Annotated in this window: 23 protein-coding genes; 10 read left to right on the forward strand and 13 right to left on the reverse strand. The window is 40.4% G+C overall.

Going from position 1 to position 25,089, the window contains the following annotated elements:
- Nucleotides 1-91: 91 nt before the first annotated feature.
- Nucleotides 92-1,294, forward strand: a complete 1,203-nt coding sequence (locus tag WH223_RS06630) for a multidrug effflux MFS transporter (protein ID WP_340046759.1) — start codon at nucleotides 92-94, stop codon at nucleotides 1,292-1,294.
- Nucleotides 1,295-1,376: 82 nt separating this feature from the next.
- On the opposite strand, the gene aroQ is transcribed toward WH223_RS06630, so the two are convergent.
- Both aroQ and WH223_RS06640 read right to left on the reverse strand, forming a co-directional pair.
- Nucleotides 1,377-1,793, reverse strand: coding sequence for a type II 3-dehydroquinate dehydratase (aroQ, locus tag WH223_RS06635; protein WP_340046760.1), 417 nt, complete (start codon nucleotides 1,791-1,793; stop codon nucleotides 1,377-1,379).
- 39 nt (nucleotides 1,794-1,832) lie between these two features.
- A complete protein-coding gene (locus WH223_RS06640; protein ID WP_340046761.1) occupies nucleotides 1,833-3,458 on the reverse strand; it encodes a gliding motility protein RemB in 1,626 nt (541 codons plus the stop codon).
- Nucleotides 3,459-3,639: 181 nt separating this feature from the next.
- Here WH223_RS06640 and WH223_RS06645 point away from each other — a divergent pair, with 181 nt between their 5' ends.
- Both WH223_RS06645 and murI read left to right on the forward strand, forming a co-directional pair.
- On the forward strand, nucleotides 3,640-5,058 hold the full coding sequence (locus WH223_RS06645) for a glycoside hydrolase family 125 protein (protein WP_340046762.1): 1,419 nt from the start codon (nucleotides 3,640-3,642) through the stop codon (nucleotides 5,056-5,058).
- Nucleotides 5,059-5,598: 540 nt separating this feature from the next.
- Entirely contained in the window at nucleotides 5,599-6,423 is an 825-nt protein-coding gene (murI, locus tag WH223_RS06650) for a glutamate racemase (protein ID WP_340046763.1), read from the forward strand.
- Nucleotides 6,424-6,485: 62 nt separating this feature from the next.
- Here the strand turns inward: murI and WH223_RS06655 are convergent, their stop codons facing one another.
- Genes WH223_RS06655 through WH223_RS06670 form a run of 4 tightly spaced genes read right to left on the reverse strand, consistent with a single transcriptional unit; the run spans nucleotide 6,486 to nucleotide 10,665 of the window.
- The gene (locus tag WH223_RS06655) at nucleotides 6,486-7,013 is read right to left on the reverse strand and encodes an adenine phosphoribosyltransferase (protein WP_340046764.1); all 528 of its coding nucleotides are present in this window, start codon (nucleotides 7,011-7,013) and stop codon (nucleotides 6,486-6,488) included.
- A gap of 9 nt (nucleotides 7,014-7,022) precedes the next feature.
- Entirely contained in the window at nucleotides 7,023-7,952 is a 930-nt protein-coding gene (locus WH223_RS06660; protein WP_340046765.1) for a ComEA family DNA-binding protein, read from the reverse strand.
- Between the two features lie 22 nt (nucleotides 7,953-7,974).
- Nucleotides 7,975-9,279, reverse strand: coding sequence for an efflux RND transporter periplasmic adaptor subunit (locus WH223_RS06665; protein ID WP_340046766.1), 1,305 nt, complete (start codon nucleotides 9,277-9,279; stop codon nucleotides 7,975-7,977).
- Nucleotides 9,280-10,665 (reverse strand): TolC family protein, encoded by a 1,386-nt coding sequence (locus WH223_RS06670; RefSeq protein WP_340046767.1) that lies wholly within the window; start codon nucleotides 10,663-10,665, stop codon nucleotides 9,280-9,282.
- A 58-nt stretch (nucleotides 10,666-10,723) separates the two neighbouring features.
- Here WH223_RS06670 and WH223_RS06675 point away from each other — a divergent pair, with 58 nt between their 5' ends.
- Nucleotides 10,724-11,332 carry a polysaccharide deacetylase family protein gene (locus WH223_RS06675; protein WP_340046913.1) on the forward strand — a complete coding sequence of 203 codons (609 nt, stop codon included), beginning with the start codon at nucleotides 10,724-10,726 and terminating at the stop codon, nucleotides 11,330-11,332.
- A 15-nt stretch (nucleotides 11,333-11,347) separates the two neighbouring features.
- Here the strand turns inward: WH223_RS06675 and WH223_RS06680 are convergent, their stop codons facing one another.
- From WH223_RS06680 to WH223_RS06705, 6 genes are all read right to left on the reverse strand, one after another.
- Nucleotides 11,348-12,127, reverse strand: a complete 780-nt coding sequence (locus WH223_RS06680; RefSeq protein ID WP_340046768.1) for a DUF4249 domain-containing protein — start codon at nucleotides 12,125-12,127, stop codon at nucleotides 11,348-11,350.
- 4 nt (nucleotides 12,128-12,131) lie between these two features.
- Nucleotides 12,132-14,450, reverse strand: coding sequence for a TonB-dependent receptor (locus WH223_RS06685; protein WP_340046769.1), 2,319 nt, complete (start codon nucleotides 14,448-14,450; stop codon nucleotides 12,132-12,134).
- Nucleotides 14,451-14,455: 5 nt separating this feature from the next.
- On the reverse strand, nucleotides 14,456-15,277 hold the full coding sequence (locus tag WH223_RS06690) for an alpha/beta hydrolase (protein ID WP_340046770.1): 822 nt from the start codon (nucleotides 15,275-15,277) through the stop codon (nucleotides 14,456-14,458).
- Nucleotides 15,261-16,145, reverse strand: coding sequence for a hypothetical protein (locus WH223_RS06695; RefSeq protein ID WP_340046771.1), 885 nt, complete (start codon nucleotides 16,143-16,145; stop codon nucleotides 15,261-15,263). Before WH223_RS06695 ends, WH223_RS06690 begins: the two co-directional genes overlap by 17 nt.
- 113 nt (nucleotides 16,146-16,258) lie before the next feature.
- The gene (locus WH223_RS06700) at nucleotides 16,259-16,678 is read right to left on the reverse strand and encodes a SufE family protein (RefSeq protein WP_340046772.1); all 420 of its coding nucleotides are present in this window, start codon (nucleotides 16,676-16,678) and stop codon (nucleotides 16,259-16,261) included.
- A 9-nt stretch (nucleotides 16,679-16,687) separates the two neighbouring features.
- A complete protein-coding gene (locus WH223_RS06705) occupies nucleotides 16,688-17,917 on the reverse strand; it encodes a SufS family cysteine desulfurase (RefSeq protein WP_445265604.1) in 1,230 nt (409 codons plus the stop codon).
- A 185-nt stretch (nucleotides 17,918-18,102) separates the two neighbouring features.
- Here WH223_RS06705 and WH223_RS06710 point away from each other — a divergent pair, with 185 nt between their 5' ends.
- From WH223_RS06710 to WH223_RS06735, 6 genes are all read left to right on the forward strand, one after another.
- Entirely contained in the window at nucleotides 18,103-19,095 is a 993-nt protein-coding gene (locus tag WH223_RS06710) for an acyl-ACP desaturase (protein WP_340046775.1), read from the forward strand.
- Between the two features lie 159 nt (nucleotides 19,096-19,254).
- Entirely contained in the window at nucleotides 19,255-19,692 is a 438-nt protein-coding gene (locus WH223_RS06715; RefSeq protein WP_340046776.1) for a MarR family winged helix-turn-helix transcriptional regulator, read from the forward strand.
- A complete protein-coding gene (locus WH223_RS06720; protein WP_340046777.1) occupies nucleotides 19,689-20,693 on the forward strand; it encodes an NAD(P)/FAD-dependent oxidoreductase in 1,005 nt (334 codons plus the stop codon). Before WH223_RS06715 ends, WH223_RS06720 begins: the two co-directional genes overlap by 4 nt.
- Nucleotide 20,694: 1 nt before the next feature.
- On the forward strand, nucleotides 20,695-21,024 hold the full coding sequence (locus WH223_RS06725) for a 2Fe-2S iron-sulfur cluster-binding protein (protein WP_340046778.1): 330 nt from the start codon (nucleotides 20,695-20,697) through the stop codon (nucleotides 21,022-21,024).
- 177 nt (nucleotides 21,025-21,201) lie between these two features.
- A complete protein-coding gene (locus WH223_RS06730) occupies nucleotides 21,202-22,512 on the forward strand; it encodes an NAD(P)/FAD-dependent oxidoreductase (RefSeq protein ID WP_340046779.1) in 1,311 nt (436 codons plus the stop codon).
- Between the two features lie 12 nt (nucleotides 22,513-22,524).
- Entirely contained in the window at nucleotides 22,525-24,192 is a 1,668-nt protein-coding gene (locus WH223_RS06735; RefSeq protein ID WP_340046780.1) for a helix-hairpin-helix domain-containing protein, read from the forward strand.
- A gap of 75 nt (nucleotides 24,193-24,267) precedes the next feature.
- Here the strand turns inward: WH223_RS06735 and WH223_RS06740 are convergent, their stop codons facing one another.
- Nucleotides 24,268-25,077, reverse strand: coding sequence for a M48 family metallopeptidase (locus WH223_RS06740; protein ID WP_340046781.1), 810 nt, complete (start codon nucleotides 25,075-25,077; stop codon nucleotides 24,268-24,270).
- Between the last annotated feature and the right edge of the window lie 12 nt (nucleotides 25,078-25,089).

The following is a 25,089-nucleotide window of genomic DNA, read 5'->3' on the forward strand; positions in this document are numbered from 1 at the left end:
CCCTATATTTTAACGACTAAAACATAGCCACTACTCATTTGTTCTTGCCTGTAGTGGACTATACATCAATGACGAAAGATTAGATTTTGATATGCATAAAACAACAACAAACAGAACGATTGTCCTCCTTATACTCGGCTTCCTAGCCGCAATAGGTCCTTTCTCGATTGATATGTACCTCCCTGCTTTCCAAACGATAGCTACGGACTTCAACAGCTCTGTCGATAAAGTACAATTATCCTTAACCAGCTTCTTTGTCGGTATCGCATTCGGACAACTTATCTATGGCCCTTTGCTTGATAAATTTGGCCGTAAAAAACCGCTACTCGTTGGTTTATTGATTTACATTATAACGACTATCCTTTGTATTTTCACCAGGGATATTGAACACCTCATCGTATTACGCTTTATGCAGGCTTTAGGAAGCTGTGCTGGTATGGTTGCTTCGAGAGCGATGATACAAGATTATTATGAACCACGCGACGCAGCAAAAGTGTTCAGCTTGCTGATGCTAGTTATTGCGATATCTCCAATCTTAGCACCTAGTGCAGGAGCTTTACTCCTTCGCTATTTCGATTGGCACTACATTTTTGTTTCTTTAGCAACTATTGGCACGCTGATATTCTTAGCCACCTATTTTCTATTACCAGAATCTTATGCCGGCGATAAAAATTTTTCTTTACTCCCTAAAGCTATCCTAACGAAATTTGGTGAAGTACTGAGCAATAAGACCTTTATGATTTACTGCTTAATTGGTTCTATTGCTTCCTCGGGGATGTATGGCTATCTAGCAGGCTCTTCTTTTGTGATGCAGGAATATTACGGACTTACACAAAGTCAATATGGGCTAGCCTTTGCTTTTATCGCTTCGGCGATGGTAATAGCGACACAGATTAACCGATTTATCCTTTCTCGCTGGAATAGTAGTCAAATTAGCCGAGCGGCCAATATTTGGCAATCGTTTATTGGTGTTCTTATGGTTGTATGCTTATCGGCAAATATCTTAACCTTCCCAGTCTTGTTAATTTTGATATTCTGCTTCTTGCTAGGACATGGATTTATCTTCCCGAATACCTCAGCGCTGGCGCTATCGCCTTTCAAAGCCTTAGCCGGCAGTGCCTCTGCCTTATTAGGCTGTATCCAAATGGGAATTGGAGCTTTAACTTCGTGCTTAGTGAGCTACTTTCATAATGGAACGCCCTACCCTATGTTGACCACCATGTGCTTAACGGCAATTATAGCCTTGATTATTCACTTAGCGAGCCGTAAAATTATCGCACAGATCAAACAGTAAAACAAGTACACAATACATATAAAAAGGCCGTATGCTAAATCAATAAGCATACGGCCTTTTTTATAATTATTTTTAAAAATTTCTAGAGAAAACTCTGAATACCTAATCGATAGCTCGCTAAGCCGAAGCCGCAGATGACACCTACGCAATTTTTTGCTAAATACGAATGATGTCTGAAGGATTCACGCTGATGTACATTAGAAATATGAACCTCCACAACTGGTGTGGTAATAGCGGCAATGGCATCCCCCAACGCTACCGAAGTATGCGTATAGGCACCAGCATTAAAAACAACACCATCATAAGAGAAACCAACCTCATGCAACTTATCAATCAAAGCTCCTTCATGGTTACTCTGAAAATAGGTTAACTCATGATCTGAGAATTCTTTTTTCAAGTCTTCGAAAAAGCTAAGGAAATCCTTATCGCCATAAATACTCTTTTCACGAACACCAAGTAAATTTAAATTTGGTCCGTTAATAACTACTATTTTCTTCATGTTAAATACTGCTGCTATAGGGTAAATATACCATTTTCCTTACATATCTCCGTAGAAATTGCGGAAGGAAGAACGTAAGCCAAAACTGATAACACCCGATTTCTCCGTTCCTACATCCTGTACCTTATTGTAGCGCTGGCTATAGCCAAGCTCCAAACGTAAGTTGTACTTAGGGTTTAAAACATAAGCAGCTTTCGCATCAACGTAATACAGGTTATTTTTCACCCCTTGGCCAATAAAATTACCATGCGTGTTCGGAATATCTAAATACGATTTAAAAATATCTCCACCCATATTGCGACCATCCGCAGGATCAGTACCATACAAGCTATACAAGCCCTGCATAGAGAAGTCAAAACGTTTCCACGAATAATTAAACAAAGCTAAAAACTCCTTAAAATTCGCGCCACGCGGATGTGCCAATGGCTCTCCATTGTTGCTGTAGTTGGAAGCAGAAGAAAAATGCTGGTACGTATATGGACGTACGGCGTTAAACTCCGTTAAGAAATTAAGATTCTTAACCTTAAAAATATCGAATCCTTTAAGTCCTAATTGCACCCCCCATTTGTTGTGCGCATAACCATTGCCAGCAAAAAACTCCTTTGCGGTAAATTCACCCAACAAAAATTGACCATAAGCCGTCAAATTGTTAAATGCTTTATATTTTGCGTTTAACCCTAAAAACATCTTGTCGGGAGAGCTCGAATTATTTGACTCTACCGGACGTAAAAAGATGGCCGGATTAAGGTAGTTAAAATCAAAACCACGGTGACCTGCTTCGTCTGCATTAGCCCAAACTACGGCTTGGAAAAAACCTACCGATAAACGATTGGTAGCATTATAGTCTAAATATTGAAATGCCCCCCACTTAGCCCCATCACCATAACGACCAGAAACACCTGCAGAATCTCTACGTGGATTTTTTGGATCATTCATATAAGCCCAAATAGACGTATACTGGACGTTACCAATCTTTCCAGACAATTTCAAATGGGTGTAATTGGACGAGAAATCAGAGAGTAACAAAGAACGGTAACCATCACCAATATGATTTTTATCATAGGCAAATGTTGCTTGAAAATATTTACTAAAATCGTAGGTTAAACTTGCTGTGGCATACATCCAATCTTTGGTTTTACGCTCAGGATGCTCTAAAGTACCTTGGCCAGGAACAATGGCATTACGCGTCATGTAGTTATCTAGATATTCCGCAAAAACCGCCTGATTTTCGAAAGCACTAGCACGCAAAGAAAACTTATCGTTCACTGTCAAGCCGACTTGAAAACCACGTGTATTGGTCCATGTATTACGCCTAGGCGTTCCCAAAAGATCCTTACCCATGACAAAATCAGGCAAAACATCCAAATAAAAGCTATGATCTTCTTTATTTACTTCGACTAGATGTTCATTAAATATTTTACGCAAAAACCAATTTTTGCTATCCACCCGATTTGCCGACTCAATAGAATCTAATTTCAACAGCAAATCGCCTTTGAAAGCATAGGGCTTTACGGCCGTGTGTAGGCGTGTTTGTGGGGAATACAATACCTCATTGTATTTTTGATACTGCTGATAAGAATAGGCTTGATTTCCTATTTGCGCTTGTGCTATTGCTGTTAGTCCAAGCAAGGCAACAATCAAGCTTACTGGTTTTATGAACTTCATATATAAACTTAGGGGATTCTGAATTTAAAAGAGCAATTATTGTTCCGAAGAACTAAATCACAAAGGTACCACAATCTTATGTATTTATCGTTAGGTAACAAAATTCGTGCTAAAACGATTATTCAACTACTTTTCACCTTTTTTTTATTATCTTTAGCTGTAAACAAAACAATCCGAAATAATGAAACGAAGAACTTTCCTACAAAATACAATGGCCTTAGGTGCTGGTATGGTAGCAAGCAATTTCTCATTTGGTGCTCCTGCAGCAACTTTTCCGACCGTGCGTATTCCTGCTGACAAAAGACATTTTAAATCTAATGTTATAGAGCAAGCGATTCAGGAATTTCAAAAAAATGTACCGAACAAAGAACTAGGCTGGTTATTCAACAACTGTTTTCCAAACACCTTGGATACCACTATATATGATGAGTCTACAGCTACACAAAAGTTAACGTACGTAATTACGGGAGATATTGATGCGATGTGGCTACGCGACAGTAGTGCGCAAGTGTGGCCTTACCTTCCTTTCATGAAGAAAGACCGCAAGCTGCAAGACTTAATTCAAGGATTAATCAACAAACAAGCGAAATGTATTAACATCGATCCGTATGCGAATGCATTTTACAATGACCCTACGAAAAAAGGAGAATGGTTTACGGATCATACGACCATGAAACCAGGCTTACACGAGCGTAAATGGGAGATTGACTCGCTATGTTACCCTATTCGTTTAGCTTACCACTATTGTAAAGAAACACACGACAGCACACCATTTGATGCAGAATGGGTTGCTGCACAAGAAAATATCTACAAAACATTTGTAGAACAACAACGTAAAGACGGAACAAGCCCTTATGTATTTTCACGCACAACATCGCGCGGAACAGATACATTACAAATTGATGGCTTGGGCTACCCAGTAAACCCAGTAGGCTTAATCTGTTCGAGTTTCCGTCCTTCAGACGATTGTACAATCTTCTTATTCTTAATTCCGTCGAACCTTTTCGCCGTAACAAGCTTAAGACAGTCTGCCGAGATTTTACGTAAAGTAAAAAATAACACCGAGCTAGCGGGTAAGATGGAAGCATTAGCTAATGAGGTTGAAACAGCCGTAAACCGTTATGGTATTGTAAACCACCCAGAGCATGGACGTATTTACGCGTTCGAGGTTGATGGATATGGTAGTTACATGATGATGGACGATGCAAACGTACCTTCTTTACTTTCCTTACCTTATTTAGGTGCTATAGATGTAAACGATGAAGTGTACCAACGTACTAGAAACTTCGTGCTTTCGCCGAAAAACCCATTCTTCTTTAAAGGGACAGCTGCTGAAGGAATTGGCGGTCCACATATCGGACGCGATATGATTTGGCCGATGGCTATCATTATGCGTGCGATGACCTCTGTAGATGATAAGGAAATCAAAGAATGTATCGATACACTACGTAGAACCCATGGTGATACAGGATTTATGCACGAAGCATTCCATAAAGATGACCCTAAGAACTTCACGAGACATTGGTTTGCATGGACAAATACGCTATTCGGAGAGCTTCTTTGGAAAACATATAAAGAAAAACCTAATTTGTTAAAATAACAGGTTTATAAAATTATATAATGAATCAATCCCCTCCCCTTGGAGGGGATTTTTGTTTCAAGACAACACTTCGTAAAGCAGAGCTTGCCTCTAAACATAGGTGAGCATCGTATCCCCAAAGGAAAAATCTAGCCTACAATATTTTGTCTATTGTATTCAACGAAAAAAACACCAGAACAAAACAATAAGAACTCACTTATTGTGTTTAAAACAGGATAAGTTTCGAAATAGATAATACTAATAAATACTATCGATGATAAGATAAATTGACTTTAATAAAAAAGCCGTGAGAAACGGAGGGAATCTCACGGCAAACTAACCAATTATAAACCTAAATAACGAATGATCGTCATTGCATGACAAATATAGCTAAAACGTTTTATCAAATGCTATATTATTTCAACAATCGTCATTAAGCGGTTATTTTATTTCTACGGCTGTTGGAAAGCTAACAAAGAAAAACCATCTTTGTTAACGCTAAAGGCAGTACCCTCGGCAGTCCGAAAAGACGCCCTGTAGGATATCGAAAAGGCGATTGCGATGGAAAATAACACTAAAAAAGGTCCTATAGGAATTTTTGACTCCGGCTTTGGCGGACTAACGGTCTTTCGTAAAATTAAAGATCGACTTCCCGACTATGATTATATCTACTTGGGCGACAATGCACGTGTTCCTTATGGGACAAGGTCTTTCGAGACGGTATATACCTTTACGAAAGAATGTGTATTCAAACTTTTCGACTTAGGCTGCAATCTTGTTATTTTAGCTTGCAATACGGCTTCCGCGAAAGCGCTTCGTAGCATTCAGCAGAATGATTTACCCGTAGGAAAGAAAGTTTTGGGCGTTATTCGTCCGACGACCGAAACTATCCATCAATTTACCGAAACAAAGACAATAGGCATCCTGGCGACACCAGGCACTGTGCTCTCCAAATCATACGAAATAGAGATTAATAAGCTACACCCTGATATTAAGGTCTTTCAACATGCCTGTCCGATGTGGGTGCCCTTAGTTGAAAATAATGAAATCGAAAGCCCTGCAAGCAGCTATATTGTAGAGAAGGATGTGAAAGCCCTTTTAGCTATGGATCCTTCGATTGATTGCATTGTTCTAGCTTGCACCCATTATCCTTTGTTACTACCTATCATTCAAGAATTCGTTCCTCCGCATGTACAGATTTTAGCACAGGGAGATTTGGTGGCAAAAAGCTTACAAGGTTACCTTGAGCGTCATACTGAAGTTGAGGAAATGTGTGCTAAAGGAGGAGATATGCAATTTTACACAACCGATGCCGCCGAAGATTTTGAAGAAAAAGCAGCGATCTTTTTCAAGGAAAAGGTGAAGGCCTCACCAATAAAAGTATAAAAAAGAAATACCTTATATAAAAAATCCCTACCGACAACTAACGGTAGGGATTTTTTATATACCTAGAACCCTACTAAGGAGATAATACGATCGCTAAAGCGCGTTAAACGGCCCTGGCTTTGTAGAAAGTCGAGGCTAATCACAAATGCGTAACCACTAACGACACCACCAAGTTTTTCAATCAACTTTGATGCGGCAACGACTGTACCGCCTGTTGCTAGCAAATCATCATGAATAAGCACTTTAGTACCTTCAGGGAAAGCATCTTCATGAATCTCAATCGTCGCTTGCCCATACTCTAACTTATAGGACTCCGAAATCGTCTTAAACGGAAGTTTTCCTTGCTTACGAATAGGAATAAACGGTACATTCAAGCGGTTGGCTAACATCAAACCAAAAAGAAAACCACGGCTTTCTATTCCGGCGATGACGTCAATTTCTATGCCTTCTAGGCGGCGAACAAACTCTTCAACAACTGATGTACATAATTCCTGATCTTTCAATACGGGTGTGATATCTTTAAAAACAATACCCGGCTTAGGGAAATCAGGTATATCCCGAATAACATCTTTTAAATGCGCTTCTAACATAAGTAATGATCAATTAAAACTCAAATATGGTTCAATTTTACGTAAAAAACCCTCAGGAAGGGCTAAAATATTTTCTAAATCAGTGATTCCTTTGATTGGAGCATGCTGATCGCGGTAGCGAAGTATCAATGTTGCAGTCTTCTGATTAATATAAGGGTGCCGCATTAAGTCGGCAACAGTAGCCGTCCTAAAGGATATTTGCTGCACAGGAAACGAGCTGTCTATATAAAGCTGCGGATGGATAGCAGTTAACAATTCGGGCGACAGCCCATAAACATCGGCCAACTGCGCGACAGAGGAGTAACCTCCAAGTCGTTCTCGGAAATCGACGATACGCTTCGAAAATGCAGAACCGATGCCATGTAATTTTTTCAATTCGGAGGTATCTGCACGGTTCAGGTCTATCAACAAAGTTTTAGACTTCGTAGCGTAGCTTGCATTACCGGAAAAAGAAGATGCTGATTTTTGAACGATAGCTGTATCAAATAACAAATAAGGTGAGATTCTTTGAAACTGCGCATCGGATATAGCATAAATTTTAGCTAAATCGGCTTTACTTCTAAAGCGCCCACCCTTCTTTTCGTAATTCTTAATTACTTGTACTTGCTTCGTAGAAAAACCTAGGGCTAACCATTGTTCTTCAGGAAGTTGATTCGGATTAAAATAGAATAAAGGAACTTTCGTTTTTTTAAAATAAGGCTCTGTAGCGGTATTAGAACGCGAGTAGTCATGAGCCTTTGGAGGGTATTTCGCGACGTCTGTATTCGAAAGCATTAAGCTATCTAACAAAGCTAAAGAAGGCTGCTCTACAGGCCTACTTATGAAGAAGTGCCGATAAGCCCACGGCGCCACTAAAATCAATAGGATAAGCATGAGGAGCAGCACATAGCCTTTTCGCTCCCGTTCCGACAACTCCCAAAAATTGAAAAAGCGGCCCATTTCTCATGCTTATCTAAAGGTTTTACTTCAACTCACTTGCGGTCACTTTCTTAACCCGTGTTCCGTCTTGGAGTAATTTGGAGATGGCATTGAATGGTCTGGACACCACCGATTCTCCTTTTTTAAGTCCAGAAGTAATTAAAATATTTTTATCGTCTTGTATGCCTGTTTTCACTTCAGTCATTTTCACAACATCGCCATTCAAAACAAAGACGTACTCTTTAATCTCATCGGTGCTTACCGAGTCTTTCTTAGCCGTTCCTGTACGAATAGTAACCGCTTGAATTGGTATTGTTAATCCTTTTTCACTACGCGTATGAATTTGTACCGTAGCAGACAATCCTGGTCTAAAAGGTGAAGAGTTGTTATTCAATCCTTCTTGCAAATCATTATAAGAGCTAGGCTCAATACGTACTTTTACTTTGAAATTCGTAACCTGCTCTGCCGAAGTAGTCGATGTTGTCGAAGTTGAAGAACTCGAAATTTCCGTAACGACACCGTTGAACTTACGTCCTTGGAAAGCATCAACCTCAATGGTAGCCTCATTTCCAACTTTCACACGATTGATGTCATTCTCATTCACATCAATATTTACTTCCATCGTAGACATATTAGCGATACGCATAATCTCCGTACCAGCCATCTGCGCTGTACCCACAACACGCTCCCCTAATTCGATAGAAAGCAAAGAAATAATGCCATCGGCAGGTGCGTAAATGGTTGTACGTGACAAGCTGTTACCTGCCTCTTGCAATTGCGCTTCCGACTGGTTAACACCAAAACGAGAAGCGACAACTTGCTGACGCTGGGATTCTAAACTAGCACGAGCACCATCATATTCGGCACGCGCCTTGTCCATCTCGGCCGCAGAAATAACACGCTTACCAAACAACTCTTGGTTACGTTTATAACTCGCTTCGGTATTGACAAAACTAGCTTCTTGCTGCTTCAATACCTGCTGTGCAGCGCCTAAACTTGCTTTTTGCTGGCTTACTACTGCTGCTGCACGATCATAACTCGACTGTAACAAATCGGGCTTAACGCGACAAAGAACCTGTCCTTTTTTAACGATATCTCCCTCCTTAACATTCAGTTCAATAATCTCCCCCGATACCTCAGAGCTTAACTTAACTTCAAATTCGGGTTGTACTTTACCACTCGCCGAAACCAATTCAAATATCGTTTGTTCTTGGACTTCGTCGACTGCTACTTTCTGCTCAGCACCATCGCCAAACCAACCTAATTTGCTACCCGCAACCACCAGTGCTAAAACGACAACTGCGCCAACAACCAATATCTTGGGTAGATTATTCTTTTTCTTTGCCATTTAAAATGTAATTTGATTTCCTATATAATAATCGATTACCTTACCACGAAATACCATTTCATATTTTCGGCGAATCATATCGAACTCCGCTTTATTCATATTTGTTTGTGCTGTAAAAAGCTCAATAGAATTTGCCATCCCTACGTTATAACGCTCACGTAAAGCTTCAAAAGCTACTTGCGATGTTTTGAAAGCTACTTGTGAAGCTCCATACTGTCTATTGGCAGATTTCAAGTCTAACAAAGCCTGCGCAATTGTTTTTTCTAGGTTTCTGCGTTCAATTGATTCATTGTTTTCAGCCTGTTGATAATTAATTTTGGCCTTGCTAATCGCTATTTTAGTACGATTATTATTGAAAATCGGCATTTCCAAAGACACTCCTCCTCGGAAAGATTTATTCTCATTAAACTGATCCCAGAAGTTCATTTTCTCGAAAGTACCTGGTATCGTAGCTCTTGAAGAGTAGTTAGTTCCATATCCTCCTGAAAGACTAATTGTAGGATAGTAACCACCTTTAGCGATATCGATATTTTTTAAGGCCAATTCTTTACTCTGACTCGCTTGTTTAATATTAGGTTGTATAGCTAAAGCTTGCTGGAATACGTCCTCAAAAGAAAGAGCTGCATAAGTAGACATCAACGATTCGATATTCGGTTTAACAATAGCAAAGTCCGCACTCATCGAGCGTCCCATCAATTGCTTTAAGGCTAACATAGACAGTTCAAATGCATTTTCAGCACTCATAATATTCAAATCGTCTACCGCAACCTGATTTTGTGCTTGCGCCAAATCGGCAATGGTTTTATTGCCGACTTCAAACTGAATACTGTCCTGACGCAGTTGCTCTTTAGACAATTTAATCTGCTGCAACGAAGCTTCATTCAATTCTTTGTTCGTAATAGCCTCTAAATAATTGGTTACCACCGAAAGAATTAAATCATTCTTCACTTTATCAATAGTTGTTGCATCAATACTCAATTGTATTTTATTTGCACGTACTTGGTTTACTTTTTGAAAACCTTGAAAAAGAGTCACGCTAGACGAAATACGGGTACTGGCGCTACTGGTCCAGTCATTACCCCGAATCAACTGTCCTGAAGTCTGGTCAAAGGTTAAACCATAGTTATAACTGTTATCTGCTCCCAAAGATAAATTCGGGTACAAGTTTGATTTAGCTTGATGTAGGTCTTGTGCGCTGAGGTCATACCCGAGCGCTGCTTTTTTAATATCAAGATTACGGCTTAAGCTCAATTGAATAGCCTCCTGCAACGTGATTTGCTCCTGTGCAGAAAGACCCAATGACATAAAGACTAAACTGGCAAGTAGCAATTTCTTTTTTGAAGAAGACCTTCTTAGTAACCTAAGAAAAGATAATTTTCCTTCCATTTTTTAATTTAAGGATAAATGATTTCTAAATTTGGGACAAAAATTCGATATTACCAACATGTATTTCACGAATGCGCCATTTTTTTTAAGATGGTATTACCCAAAAGTCACCTTTAACAGGTCCCGCCAAGAGAAAACTATCTATTTGACGTTTGATGATGGTCCTATTCCTGAGGTCACTCCCTTTATTTTAGACCTCCTCAAAGAAGAGGAAATTAAGGCTACTTTCTTTTGTGTTGGTGAAAATATAACTAAACATCCCGGCCTTTTCCAGCGTCTTTTAGATGAAGGGCACCGTGTTGCCAACCACACCTACAATCACCTCAAAGGTTGGGAAACTAGTGATGACGAATACCTGGCTAATATTCAAAAATGCCAGTCCCTCACCGGCACTCCCCTCTTTAGGCCACCTTATGCGCGAGCTAAAAAAAGCCAACTTAGCCCTTTGTATACTGACTACGAAATTATCTATTGGGATGTCTTGTCTGGCGACTTTGACCTCAACCTTAGCCCGGAGGGCTGCTATCAGAACGTCATCAAAGGTACTCGTAATGGATCAATTATTGTGTTTCACGATAACATAAAAGCTATTCCGCGCGTGACCTATGCCCTGCCAAAAGCCATCCGTTATTTCAAAGAAAAAGGATACCGATTTGGCATCCTCTAGTTTTGTTATATATCGTTAGTCAATCCGAATACCATACTGCTTTGCGGAGGCTACCGAAAAATAGCCCAGCGCATTATTAGAAATATTGGAAGTAGGATTACCGGGTGCTGCATTCGATGGATTCGTACGTTGATACTCATTCCAGTAGTTATAAACAGGCTTATCGATACAGTAACGACGCACCGTAATGGAATCTCCCTGTACCAAATCATTATCAAAATCGCCAACTTGGTGTGTTACAAAAAGACCATCATTAAACTTATCGTTAAAGGTGGATGCAAAGGCAAATGGCTTACCATTGATAGACATGTCATACTTATAGTAATTGCTCACATCCTTAGGATCATGAAATTTGAAGGTCATGAAGTAATAAGTATCCTTAAATACATTCTGCTCCAAGATGCCTATAGAATCTACCGTCACGTAAGGCGGCATCACTGCTGTTGATTTGAAAACCTGCTCACCTACGCGCACTTCCAGCGAATAGGTACGCTTAGCGACAGGCTTAAAATTGCGGTGTTCATAGATGCCGTTATTCGTATATTGAAAAGTAAAAAAACCGCCTTTATCGTCGCGCACAAGCACCACAGCTTTGTCAATTGGCTTTGAATTTCTATCGGTACTAAAAGACACCGTTTCAGACACTCGTATTTGTTGCACGCTTGTTAAATCGGATAGCTGCCCCTCAATAACAGTACGTGCTTCACTATCATTCAGGTTAACATCAATCACCTCCTCACAGGAGGTAAAAATAAAACCTGATATAAGCATAAAAAAATAGGCTCTTAATGTCATATGCTTAAAATTTAAAATTCCAGGTCACCGAAGGAATAGCCCCAAAAAGAGCCACCTTATAAGCTTCCGTAATATTTGGATTATCCTTATTCTCTCTAAAATCAATGATGTAGGCATTCTTACGGTTATACGCGTTATACACGCCGAAAGACCAACTGCTTTTATACTTAGGGCTCTTTTGTTCTGGCTCATAAGTTGCCGAAAGGTCTAAGCGGTGATAGCTAGGCATCCGATAGCCATTGCGCTCTGTATAATAAAATTTAGCTTTCCCGTCCAGTTCATATTTGCCACTCGGGAAAGTAACCGCGTTACCTGTGTTGAAAACAAAAGCACCACCAAATGACCAGCGTTTGGAAAGCTCGTAGCTCGCCACAACAGAAACATCATGTACACGATCCTGACGTGCACGGAACCAATCGCCATTATTAATCTCCGCGAATTTACGTTCACTGCGCGATAAGGTATAACTTATCCAGCCGCTCAACCTTCCGGAGTTTTTACGCAGGTACCATTCTAGCCCATAAGAGCGACCTACGCCATATAATAACCCACCTTCAAAATATTTATTAGCTTGCAGATCGGCACCATTCTTAAAGTCAATTTGATTATCCATAAACTTATAATAGCCCTCCATCGAGAACTCATATGAATTATCCTTTATATTTCTAAAATACCCCAATGCTACCTGATTGGCTATTTGAGGTTTTATATTTAGACTACTAACGACATATTGATCGGTAGGCAAACTGGAAGTTGTATTAGTAAGCTGATGCAAATTCTGTGCGATACGATTATAAGAAGCCTTAATACTGTGTTGCTTGCTCAGCAAATAACTAGCCGAGAAACGAGGCTCCAATTGCATATAATGCTTAATGACTTCCGTACCGTAATTGCGTTCATGAATAGCCTCTCCATCCTCATCAAAGGTGTAAAATGTACCAGGCCCCATCACCATAAAATCAGTTAAACGAAGACCATAAATTAAAGACAATTTATCCGTAGCCTTCCATTCGTGTGATGCATAAGTCGCTAGCTCTATCCCTTGTCGACTATCAACTTGAATATCGTTTACTTGTGCATTCGTTCCTGCTTTCAAACTGGCCGGATTAATTGATTGACGCAAGGCTTGCAAGCCAAAACGAAATGTACTTTTAGGGCTTGCAAAGAAGGAAAAATCCTGCTTCAAACTCCAATTTTTAATTTTAGAATCTATTCTAAAGTCACGATCATCATCCGTAACATTGACCTTGTAGGCAAAGTCACTGTAAATAAAAGAAGTATTGCTAAACAAGCGATCGTTTAAAATATGATTCCAGCGTACGGTAGCTGTCGCATTTCCCCAATCGAAACTAAATAAATCGGAATAGCCTAAATCATCCTTACCAAAATAACCCGATACATAAAGCGTATTCTTATCATCAAACTTGTAATTAGCTTTTACATTTAAGTCATAGAAATACAACTTACTTTTATTGACATTATCATCTTTCGAGAGTTTTAAGAATAAATCGGCATAAGTACGACGCCCACTCACCATAAAAGAGCCTTTATCTTTCACCAAAGGACCTTCAACCTTCAGTCGCGAGGCTATCAGTCCGATTCCACCTTCAGCAGCGAACTCTTTCTTATTACCATCCAACATGGCAATATCTAAAACCGAAGAGATACGGCCTCCAAAATGAGCCGGGATACCACCTTTGTAAAGTTGCACATCCTTAATCGCATCGGAGTTAAAAGTCGAAAAAAAGCCCATCAAATGGGATGCATTATACACTGTTGCCTCATCCAATAGGATAAGATTCTGATCACCACCACCACCACGCACATAAAAGTTGGAAGACCCCTCGCCTCCACTTTGTACACCAGGCAGCAGTTGAATAGCTTTCAACAAATCGGGCTCACCAAAAATAACAGGGATGCGTTTTATCTCTTCCATACTGAAATTTAAAACGCCCATCTGTGGATCACTAACAGGGTCTCGACGTTTCTTGGCTGCGACGACCACCTCCTCCAAGAGGTTGTTGACAGGCTGTAATTCGACATCTATGCGTTTCCCCGCATTGAGGTCCACATCGACAACTTTACCTTCGTAGCCCACATAGCTCACCAACACCTTGTAGGTCTTGGCTGGTGCCGACAAAGAATAAAAGCCGTAACTATTGCTGCTTGTCGCCAACGAGGTGCCGTCCAGGGTTACCAAAGCACCAATCAGCGTTTCTCCAGTAGAAGCATTGCGCACAAAACCACTTAAAGTATATTTTTGCTGGCCATAACTGGTTAAGCCTAGAAGTAGGAAAAAGGGAAGTAAAAATCTAACGAACATAAAAACTATTTAGCATCAACTACCGTTTGAAAACACTGATGAAAGAAAGCCATTTGATAATCGATAGACTTTGTCCAATAGTTCCAATCATGTTTTCCAGGCATCGTTAAATAGTTATGTGCAATATTCATATAGGTTAGCTTCTCATGCAATTTATTGTTCACACCGAAGAAGAAATCTTCCGTTCCGCAATCAATAAAAAGCTTCAATTTGTTGGGTTGTACCAAATGGGTTAATTCAATAACGGTATGCTCATCCCAGCTTTTTGGCGACTCTTGGTAAGTTCCAAGACGCTTGATGATACTCCAATTATTAGGAAAAGGACGTATATCAACCCCACCAGAAGTACTTCCTGCGGCAGCGAATAAATCCTGATGACGAAAAGCTAAATAAAGAGCCCCATGACCGCCCATACTTAGCCCCGTAATACCGCGCTTCGAAGGATCACGTGGTGTTTGATAATTTTTGTCTATATAAGGAAGTAGCTCTTTAGTAATAAAAGTTTCATACTGATATTTATCATCATTTGTATCCCAGTACCAACTATCATAGCCGCCATCTGGACATACAACCACATATTGATAGCGGTCTACCCATTCTTTCAGCTGTGGTGCTTTATTCACCCAATTGCTATAATCACCAGAATAACCGTGCAACAAGTACAAGGTGGCTTTCGGCTTTTGATTATCAGGAGAGATAACAACCGTTTTTATCGTTTTATTCATCCGTGGACTAAAAACAGCCACCGTATCTACCTTTGCTGCATGGGCAGCATGTACAAATCCTAGTAAAACTAGAATAGCAAACAGTCTATTTATCAGATTCATTCGATTTAATAACATAACGATAAAGATAAGCATATAAACCAAATGGGCGTTCACTTATCGTGTAAAAAACAGTAGCGTCCTTATCGAAACAGATGGCTTCTCCCTGTGGTTCGGGACTATACTCGAGCGTCTCGAAAGGCTGGTTTAAAGTCTCCCGAATAGTAGCTCCTTCTTTGCGCTTCCAATAGTAAATCGTAGTCAAATTCTTAATAACAACAGCCTCTCCCTTGCTTGCGATATCGGCAGAAGTCACAAAAGTAAAAGGCAATGTCCACTGGCGCTGCAAAGTCAGCTCAGCACCATCTTCTTGTAAAATTGGAAAGCTATATACACCTACATTAAAATCTCTTTTGCTAATCAAGTAGCAGCTCAAATCTACAGGGTCAATAAAAATAGCTTCCGCATCACGCGCCTTATCACTATACTTAAGGTTTATAACCTTGATTTGAGACCTCGGAATTTGATATTTCTTCTGTCCTACCTTCCATTTCGGTTCTTCAAAAATATACAGGCTTATATGCTTGCGCACCGCCCTATTGTCACCAATATCGGCTAACACCAAGTAGGTGCGTCCATCCAATCTATACTTAGCCACATCTTCCATATCCGTCGCATCAATACCTTCCAAGCGATAGGTCCCTTCCAACTCACCTTTGCTATTCATCAAGTAAATATTCGCAAGATCACCACTGTCATTGTGTGTCCAAAATTTATCGGGATAGGCATCCGACTGAATCATTCCTGAAAGCTCGCCTAAGACGTGGTCGACGGCATTACCTATAGTTGTACGCTCTACAGGGACGACTTGCGCAGAAAGATTAGCAACAAAAAATTGTAAAATAAGAAATAGATAGACCTGTAAACTCATGGTTTGAAGATAAGTAAAAAAAATAAAGGATAATCGCTATCCATAGCAAAAACAAAAAAATACCCTCAAAGACCAAAGCCTTTGAGGGTACCATAAAATCATTTTATAATCAACTAAACGCGGGCTTGCAAAGCCAAAGCGTAAAGTTTCATTTGCTTAATCATCGACAAAAGACCATTAGCGCGCGTTGGCGATAAATGCTCTTTCAAGCCAATCTGATCCACAAAATAAAGATCAGCATTAGCAATTTCTGAAGGACTATGACCGGATAATACTTTAACCATTAAGCTCACCAAACCCTTCGTAATAATAGCATCACTATCCGCGGTAAAATTAATTTTACCATCAATCAATTCGGGATACAACCACACACGTGACTGACAGCCCTTAATAATATAATCATCCTGCTTGTGGGATTCCTCAATTAAAGGAAGCTCCTTACCCAGCTGAATAATATATTCGTACTTCTCCATCCAATCTTGATAAAAGGCGAAATCCTCTATCAACTCGTCTTGTATTTCGTTAATTGTCATCACTAATTTTTATAATAACATGCCAATAGCACGTTTTAAACCTACAACTAAAGCATCAACCTCCTCTTTGGTGTTATACATAGCCAAAGAAGCACGTACCGTACCCGGGATGCCATAAAACTCCATAATCGGTTGCGCACAGTGGTGTCCTGTACGCACGGCAATCCCCATCTTGTCCAATAAAACACCAATATCATATGGATGTGTTCCATCAACAACAAAAGATATAACAGATGATTTCTCTGCCGCAGTACCAATAAAGCGCACACCTTCCACCTCAGCTAAAGCAGCCGTAGCATAGGCCAGCAACTCGTCTTCGTATGCTTTTATCTGATCTAAACCAATCTCATTAATATAGTCGATCGCTTCATTTAAGCAGATTCCCGCCTCAATGTTAGGCGTTCCTGCCTCAAATTTAAAAGGCAATTCGTTATAGGTTGTTTTTGCAAAGGTAACCTCTTTAATCATGTCGCCACCACCTTGATAAGGAGGCATCGCATTTAATAGGTCTTCTTTTCCATACAACACACCAACCCCTGTTGGTCCATACATTTTATGACCTGAGAATACCAGAAAATCAACATCCAATGCTTGTACATCAAGTGCGATATGCTGCACAGCTTGTGCTGCATCCACCAATACCGGAACAGACACCGCTTGACTATGGGCTACATCAATCATCTCCTTTACCGGATTAATTGTACCTAGCGCATTAGATACATAAGTGAATGCTACCAATTTGGTCTTCGAACTAAATAGCGATTTATAAGCTTCTTGGTCTAATTCACCACGCTCATTCATCGGAATTACCTTCAATACACATCCCTTTTCGTCACACAGCATTTGCCAAGGCACGATGTTAGAATGATGCTCCATCGCCGAGATAATAATCTCATCACCTTCACCAATAAAAGTACGACCAAAACAAGTAGCTACAATATTAATAGACTCCGTCGTTCCTTTGGTGATAATCACCTCATGTTCATGCTTCGCATGGATAAAATCTTGCAGTTTACGACGAGTAACCTCAAAGGCATCCGTTGAAATTTGACTTAAATAATGTACCCCACGATGCACATTGCTATTCATCTGGCTATAGTAATGCGATATTGCATCAATCACCTGACGAGGCTTTTGTGTCGTTGCGCCGTTATCAAAGTAAACCAAGGGTTTACCATTGACTTCACGTTGCAGAATAGGAAAATCCGCACGGATTTTTTGTATATCGAAAGCTTTCAAAGTCTTAGTTGTTTCCATGATAAAGGACAAAGTTAACTATAATATAAAAATAATAGGTCAAGCCGATGTATTCTTTTGCGATACAGCAGCTATTTAATGCTCAAAAAAAAGGATAATCTACATTTTGTTTTTTGAAAAAATTGTCGTTCTGATATTTACGTGAATTGGTTATCTTTGTACTAGATATGCAAGAATTACCATTAAATATACCTGAAGGTTCAAGAAAAGAAGTGATGGCTTACTTGGAACCATTCATGCTAAACGAGATGAGCGAGTACTTAAAGCCGGTGGAAGAAATGTGGCAACCTGCAGATTTCCTACCCGACTCTTCGCGTGATACTTTCTTTGAAGAAGTAAGAGATTTACAAGAAAGTGCTAAAGAACTTCCTTATGACTTAGTAGCTGTATTAATTGGCGACACCATCACAGAAGAAGCACTTCCTACCTATGAATCTTGGTTAACAATGGTTGAGGATGTCAATAAAAACGAACAAGGCGGCTGGATGAAATGGGTACGCTCTTGGACAGCAGAAGAAAACCGCCACGGTGATTTATTGAACAAATACTTGTACTTATCAGGGCGCGTAGATATGCGTCAATTTGAAATATCTACACAATACCTTATTCAAGATGGCTTTGATATCGGAACAGGGGCCGACCCCTACCGCAACTTTATTTACACCTCTTTCCAAGAGATAGCAACCAATGTGTCGCACCGTCGTGTGGCTGGTATATCCAAAAAATCAGGTGATAAATTACTGGCTAAAATGTGTGGCGTGATTGCTGCCGATGAAGCGCGTCATGCTAAAGCATATATGTCTTTTATCAGCCATGCCATGACAGTTGATGCTAGTGAGGTTATGATTGCCTTTGAAGATATGATGCGTAAGAAAATTGTGATGCCTGCCCACTTCCTTCGCGAAGCCGGTGAGCCACAAAGCGAAGCATTCTCTCATTTCTCCGATGCTGCACAACGCTTAGAAGTATATACAGCTTTAGATTATGTAGATATCCTGAAAGAGCTTAATGAATCTTGGCAGATTGATCAAGTAGGCGGATTGAATGAAAAAGGAGAAAAAGCACGCGATTATCTCATGAAATTACCGGACCGTTTAATTCGTTTGGCAGATCGTATTAAAATACCTGAAACCCATTACAAATTCAAATGGATACATTAAAAATATAAAAAAGCGACCTCGAGTCGCTTTTTATTGTTACAAGAAAACCTCTCCTACCTACTTAACCACAGCTTTTCAAGTACTAAACTAAATATGACAAAATAGCGATTGTCTTTTTGATTCTTTATTGCTAATTTAGTTGTCACACTAATAATTACTATGCTAATAGAAAAATACAATCAATACTCTTTCATCTTAGATCGTACGGCCCGCAAGGTCAAACAATATGCACAAACGGTTTTCAAGAAAAATGCGTTTGAAATAACGATAGATCAATGGGCATTGATAAAGATTCTCTATGAAGAACCAATGACGCAGAAAGAGCTGGGGCAGCGATCAGGGAAAGATCAACCAACGCTAACACGTATCATTGATTTGACGATAAAGAAAGATTTGGTACAACGGATAAGCCACCCTACGGATCGTCGCAGCCTTCTGTTACAGCTCACGGCGGCAGGCAAAGCTAAAGTTGAAGAGCTATCGCCCAACATTGCGGACATCCGCATGAAAGCATGGGAGAACCTATCCGAGGAAGACTTTGCACATTTCACCCGTATTTTAAATACGATATACAATAACTTAGATAAAGAATCATGATAAACACCGATGTATGCATTATTGGAGCAGGCCCAGTAGGTCTATTTGCTGTCTTTGAAGCCGGATTACTCAAGATGCGCTGCCATCTTATTGATGTGCTACCACAAGTTGGCGGACAACTATCAGAAATATACCCACATAAACCCATATACGATATACCAGGCTATCCTTCTGTTTTAGCACAAGACCTTATCAACAAGCAGATGGAGCAAATAGCGCCCTTCAACCCTACTTTCACCCTGGGTGAGCGTGTAGAATCGCTGCAAAAACAAAAAGACGGTAGTTACCACGTTATCAGTTCCGACGGAACGGTCGTTCATTGTCAAGTTGTCGTTATTGCTGGTGGATTGGGCTGCTTCGAGCCTCGAAAACCGGAGCTTGCTAGGTTGACAGATTTTGAAGGCGAGTACGTGCATTATATGGTTAAAAATCCAGAGAAATTTAGAGGTAAAAACATTGTCATCGCTGGTGGTGGTGACTCCGCTTTAGACTGGACTGTTTTTCTTGCCGACGTAGCGGAAAAAGTAACCTTAGTACACCGCAGCGATTCATTCAGAGGAGCACCAGACTCGGCCGAAAAGGTATACAACCTCGCGCAAGAAGGAAAAATAAACCTTCTCCTCTCCCACAACCTTGTTGGGCTAACAGGAAATGGAAAATTAGAAGGCCTAGAACTAAGCAACAAACAAAAGGAATCGTCAACGATACCACTAGACTATTTCATTCCGCTATATGGCTTAAGCCCAAAATTGGGACCTATTGCCGACTGGGGATTAAATATTGATAAAAATGCTATCGAGGTAAATACATTTGACTATTCAACAAATATCGAACGCATTTATGCTATTGGCGATATAAACACCTATCCTGGTAAACTAAAGCTTATACTTTGCGGCTACCATGAAGCGGCCTTAATGTGTCAAAGTGCTTTTAAATATGTGTACCCAGACCAAAAACTAAGTTTTAAATATACAACCGTTAACGGTATAAATACCTTTTAACATGGACAATATCATCACGATTAAAATTGAAGATCGAGACGGTCAAGTACAAGAAATAGAAGTACCTACCGATGTCAACCTCAGTTTAATGGAAATACTTAAAGCTTCAGAATATGAAGTTTTAGCCACCTGCGGAGGTATGGCTTTATGTGCAACATGCCACGTGGAAGTTCTAGCGGGAGCCGAACATTTAGCTCCCGCCGAGGACCATGAATTGGATATGCTTGACACCTTGCCCGACCTGCAAGATGATAGCCGATTGGCCTGCCAGATAAGGCTACACAACGACAATGATGGTTTGTTTGTAAAAATTAGAGGTTCCTTACAATAAGGAAGTGATTAACGTGTATTAGTTACACTAAGTTTTTGTACTTTTGCAACAGAAAAAGAGATACGCTTTCAAATTGCAAAAGAATAAAGAAGAATTAGCGTTGCGAACCGACTAAACAAGCGTATTTATTAGGGTATTCGTAATCTAAGTCTTTGTACAGAACAAAATTAGTTTATCATGTTATTAGATCGTCCCGAAAGAAAATTTCCCAGAGTAATTATTATTGGCGGTGGCTTCGGTGGTGTTGAAGCAGCTAGACAGCTAAAAGATAAAGAGGTCGAAGTATTACTTATCGACCGCAACAATTTTCACACCTTTCAACCCCTGATGTACCAAGTAGCAACAGGAACCCTGGCTGCTGATGCCATCTCCTTCCCGCTACGTAAGATGTTCAAATCACAAAGCAACTTTCGCTTTAGAATGGGCGAAGTGTTGTCGATAGATGCTAACGAAAAAATAGTTAAAACGAGTGTAGGCGATTTCGACTACGACTACTTGATTATTGCTACTGGCGCGACCTCCAACTTCTTTGGAAACAAAAGCGTGGAAAGCCATGCTTTACCAATGAAAAGCATCCAAGAGGCATTACATATCCGTAGCTACGTACTTCAGAATTTAGAGGCTGCCGTTTTATTAGATGATGCTAAAGACCGTGCTCCTTATTTAAATTTTGTCGTTGTGGGTGGTGGACCTACCGGGGTTGAGCTTTCCGGCGCTATTGCAGAAATTCAACTACACATGCTTAAGAAAGACTATCCAGAGATATCTCCGAATGAAATGAATGTTTACCTCATTGAAGGTACAGGAAAAATATTAGCTGCCTTATCGGAAAAATCATCCCAAGATGCAGCGAAATATTTAAAAGAATTAGGCGTTAACATCAAGCTAGAAACGCAAGTTACAGGCTATGACGGCGAAGTGATAAGTTTCTCCAACGGTGATAGCATCACAACAAAAACGGTTATCTGGGGTGCTGGCGTAATGGGACAGTTCCCTGCGGGTATCAATGCTGACCTTATCGAGCGTGGAAACCGTATCCGTATCGATGCACAATGTCGTGTTGAAAGTCTTGAAAGTGTATACGCTATTGGTGATGTTTCAGCAATGATCACACAAGATTTACCAAGAGGCTTGCCGGGTGTTGCTCCTGCAGCACAGCAGCAAGGTGCATACGTTGCTAAGCATATTTTGGCTAATATGAACAAGCAACAAGTAGCAGACTTCAGCTATTTCGATAAAGGTTCTATGGCTACCGTAGGTCGTAACCGTGCTGTTGTTGACATGGGGAAAATCCACTTAAGCGGCTTTTTCGCTTGGTTGACATGGATGTTTGTCCATTTAGTTTCTATCTTTGGGTTTAGAAATAAATTAATCACGTTTGTCAACTGGTCAACGAAGTTCTTCACCAAAAATAGTGGTATCCGACTTATCATTGATAAGTATCCGAAGCCGCAACCGGAAAAAGAAGAACTGGAATACCAGTCTTAGTAAAAACATAATATGGAAAACAAAGTCATAGCTAAAGCTTTTAAACTGTGCAGCCAACTGATGGAGCTGCATCAAGAAAACCCTTTTAGAACCAAAGCTATGGCTTCGGCCTCCTTCAAAATTGAGAAGCTTCCTTCTGCGGCAGCTTCTCAATCTATAGAAAGCTTGAGTGAGCAACCCGGTATTGGGAAAAGTACCGCCGAGCGTATCCACACAATTGTAGAAACAGGAAGCTTTCCGGAGCTCGATGCCCTTCTAGCGAAAACACCAGCTGGTGTACGCGATTTACTAAGCATAAAAGGCTTAGGCCCTAAGAAAGTTCAAGTCATCTGGCATGACTTACAAATTGAATCCGTTGGAGAGCTCCTTTACGCCTGCAATGAGAATCGTCTGATTGAAGCCAAAGGTTTTGGTTTAAAAACACAAGAAGACATCAAAAAAGCTATTGAGTTTTCAAAAGCAAACCAAGGCTTATTCCTATATGCCAAAGTAGAAAAACAAGCACAACAATTCTTAAATATACTTCAAGAAGCATTTCCTGCTGAACAGACTGTTGTTACGGGCGACTTCCGTCGTAAAGCGGAGATCATAAGTGCGCTTTCTTTCTTGACGACGGCAACGCAAGAAGCCCTACAAGGAGCATTCGCACAAAATGAGGCCTACAGCCCAATCGCTAACGAACAGGCCAGTCTAAGCTATCAGGATGAATTGGGATTAACCTACCAAATTAACAGCAGCACGCAGGAAGAGTTTAGCTTAAACTTACTATTAACCACAGGTAGCGAGGCTCATATCGAAAAGCTTAACGCGCTCGGTAAGCCAATCAACGCTTTAACTTCCGAAGAGGCGATTTATACCGACCTAGGCTTAGCCTATATCGAGCCTGAGCTGCGTGAAGGTGGCGATGAAGTACAATGGGCACAGGAGCATAAACTACCGAAGCTTATTACCTTCGAAGACCTAAAGGGCACATTACACAACCACTCCACCTATAGCGATGGGGTGCATAGTTTGAAAGAAATGGCAACCTATGCAAAGGATGTGTTGAAACTAGCATACTTCGGTATCTGTGACCACTCCCGCACCGCAGTTTATGCCAATGGCTTAAACATAGAACGTTTAGAACAACAATGGCAAGAGATAGACAAGCTCAACGAAGAGCTTGCTCCTTTCAAAATACTCAAAGGTATTGAATCAGACATCTTAGGTGATGGCTCTTTAGACTATCCTGAAGAAGTGCTTCAACGCTTCGACTTCGTTGTCGCTTCGGTGCATAGCAACCTGAAAATGGAAGAAGAGAAAGCTACGGAGCGTCTATTAAAAGCTATTGAAAACCCATATACAAGCATCCTTGGTCACCCAACAGGTCGTCTACTCTTAAGTAGAGCAGGCTATCCGCTAGACTTCAAAAAAATTATTGATGCTTGTGCGGCCAACAAGGTAGTTATTGAGGTAAATGCCAATCCGCTACGCTTAGACCTAGACTGGCGCTGGCACCAATATGCCTTAGAAAAAGGCGTATTGCTATCCATCAATCCTGATGCTCACCGCATGGAAGGCTTAGGTGATATGCAGTATGGTATCCACGTAGCACGCAAAGGAGGCCTTTCGGCCGATAAATGCTTAAATGCATTTTCGCTAGCGGAGGTAGAAGCATTTTTCCAAGCTAAGAAAAAGTAAAACACCGTAAATAACAAAAAGAGCGTATCTAAAAAATAGATACGCTCTTTTTGTTTATCCGCTGCAAGCGAACTTTTATTTTTTATAATACTGACGTGCCTCTGGCAATAATTTTTGAATATCAGCAATACGACGTGCATCACTAGGGTGCGTGCTCATAAACTCAGCCGGTGTAGAACCACCAATTTTTGATGATGCCATGCGTTCCCAGAAGCCTACAGCAGTATCTGGATTGTAGCCTGCCATCGCCATAAACATTAAGCCCAATTTATCAGCTTCCGACTCGTTAGATCTAGAATATTTCAACAAAGCCAACTGTCCACCAATACCGTAAGCATTATTCACTAAGCCTTGCATGATAGCGTTTTTACCCGATGTAGCAACACCCAATACCTGTGCTCCAATTTGCATAGCATATTGATTAGACATCTGCTCCATAGAGTGACGTGCAATAGCGTGCGCAATCTCGTGTCCCATTACCGTCGCTAAGCCTTCTTCATTGCGTGTGAACGGTAAAATACCCGTATAAACGGCTACTTTTCCACCCGGCATACACCAAGCATTAACATCAGGACTCTCAATCAAATTGAATTCCCAGGTAAAATTATATTGATTCGATAAGCCTTGTGCCGTTAAGTAACGATTCACAGCAATAGCAATGTTATTACCTACTTTTTTTACCAAGGCAGCATTAGCCGTCCCTGTAACAACTTTCGTTTTAGGTGACCCTAAAAACTCTTTATAAGCTGCTGTCGCTTGATTTTGAATCTGATCATCGCTAACCAAAGACAGTTGCTTTCTTCCGGATAAAGGAACTGTAGAACATCCCGCCAAGGTTAATCCAACCAAGGCCATCGCCGTATAATTTAAAAAAAGCTTTTTCATTCGATCACATAA

Source organism: Sphingobacterium sp. MYb382, from assembly GCF_037572665.1.
Lineage (GTDB): Bacteria > Bacteroidota > Bacteroidia > Sphingobacteriales > Sphingobacteriaceae > Sphingobacterium.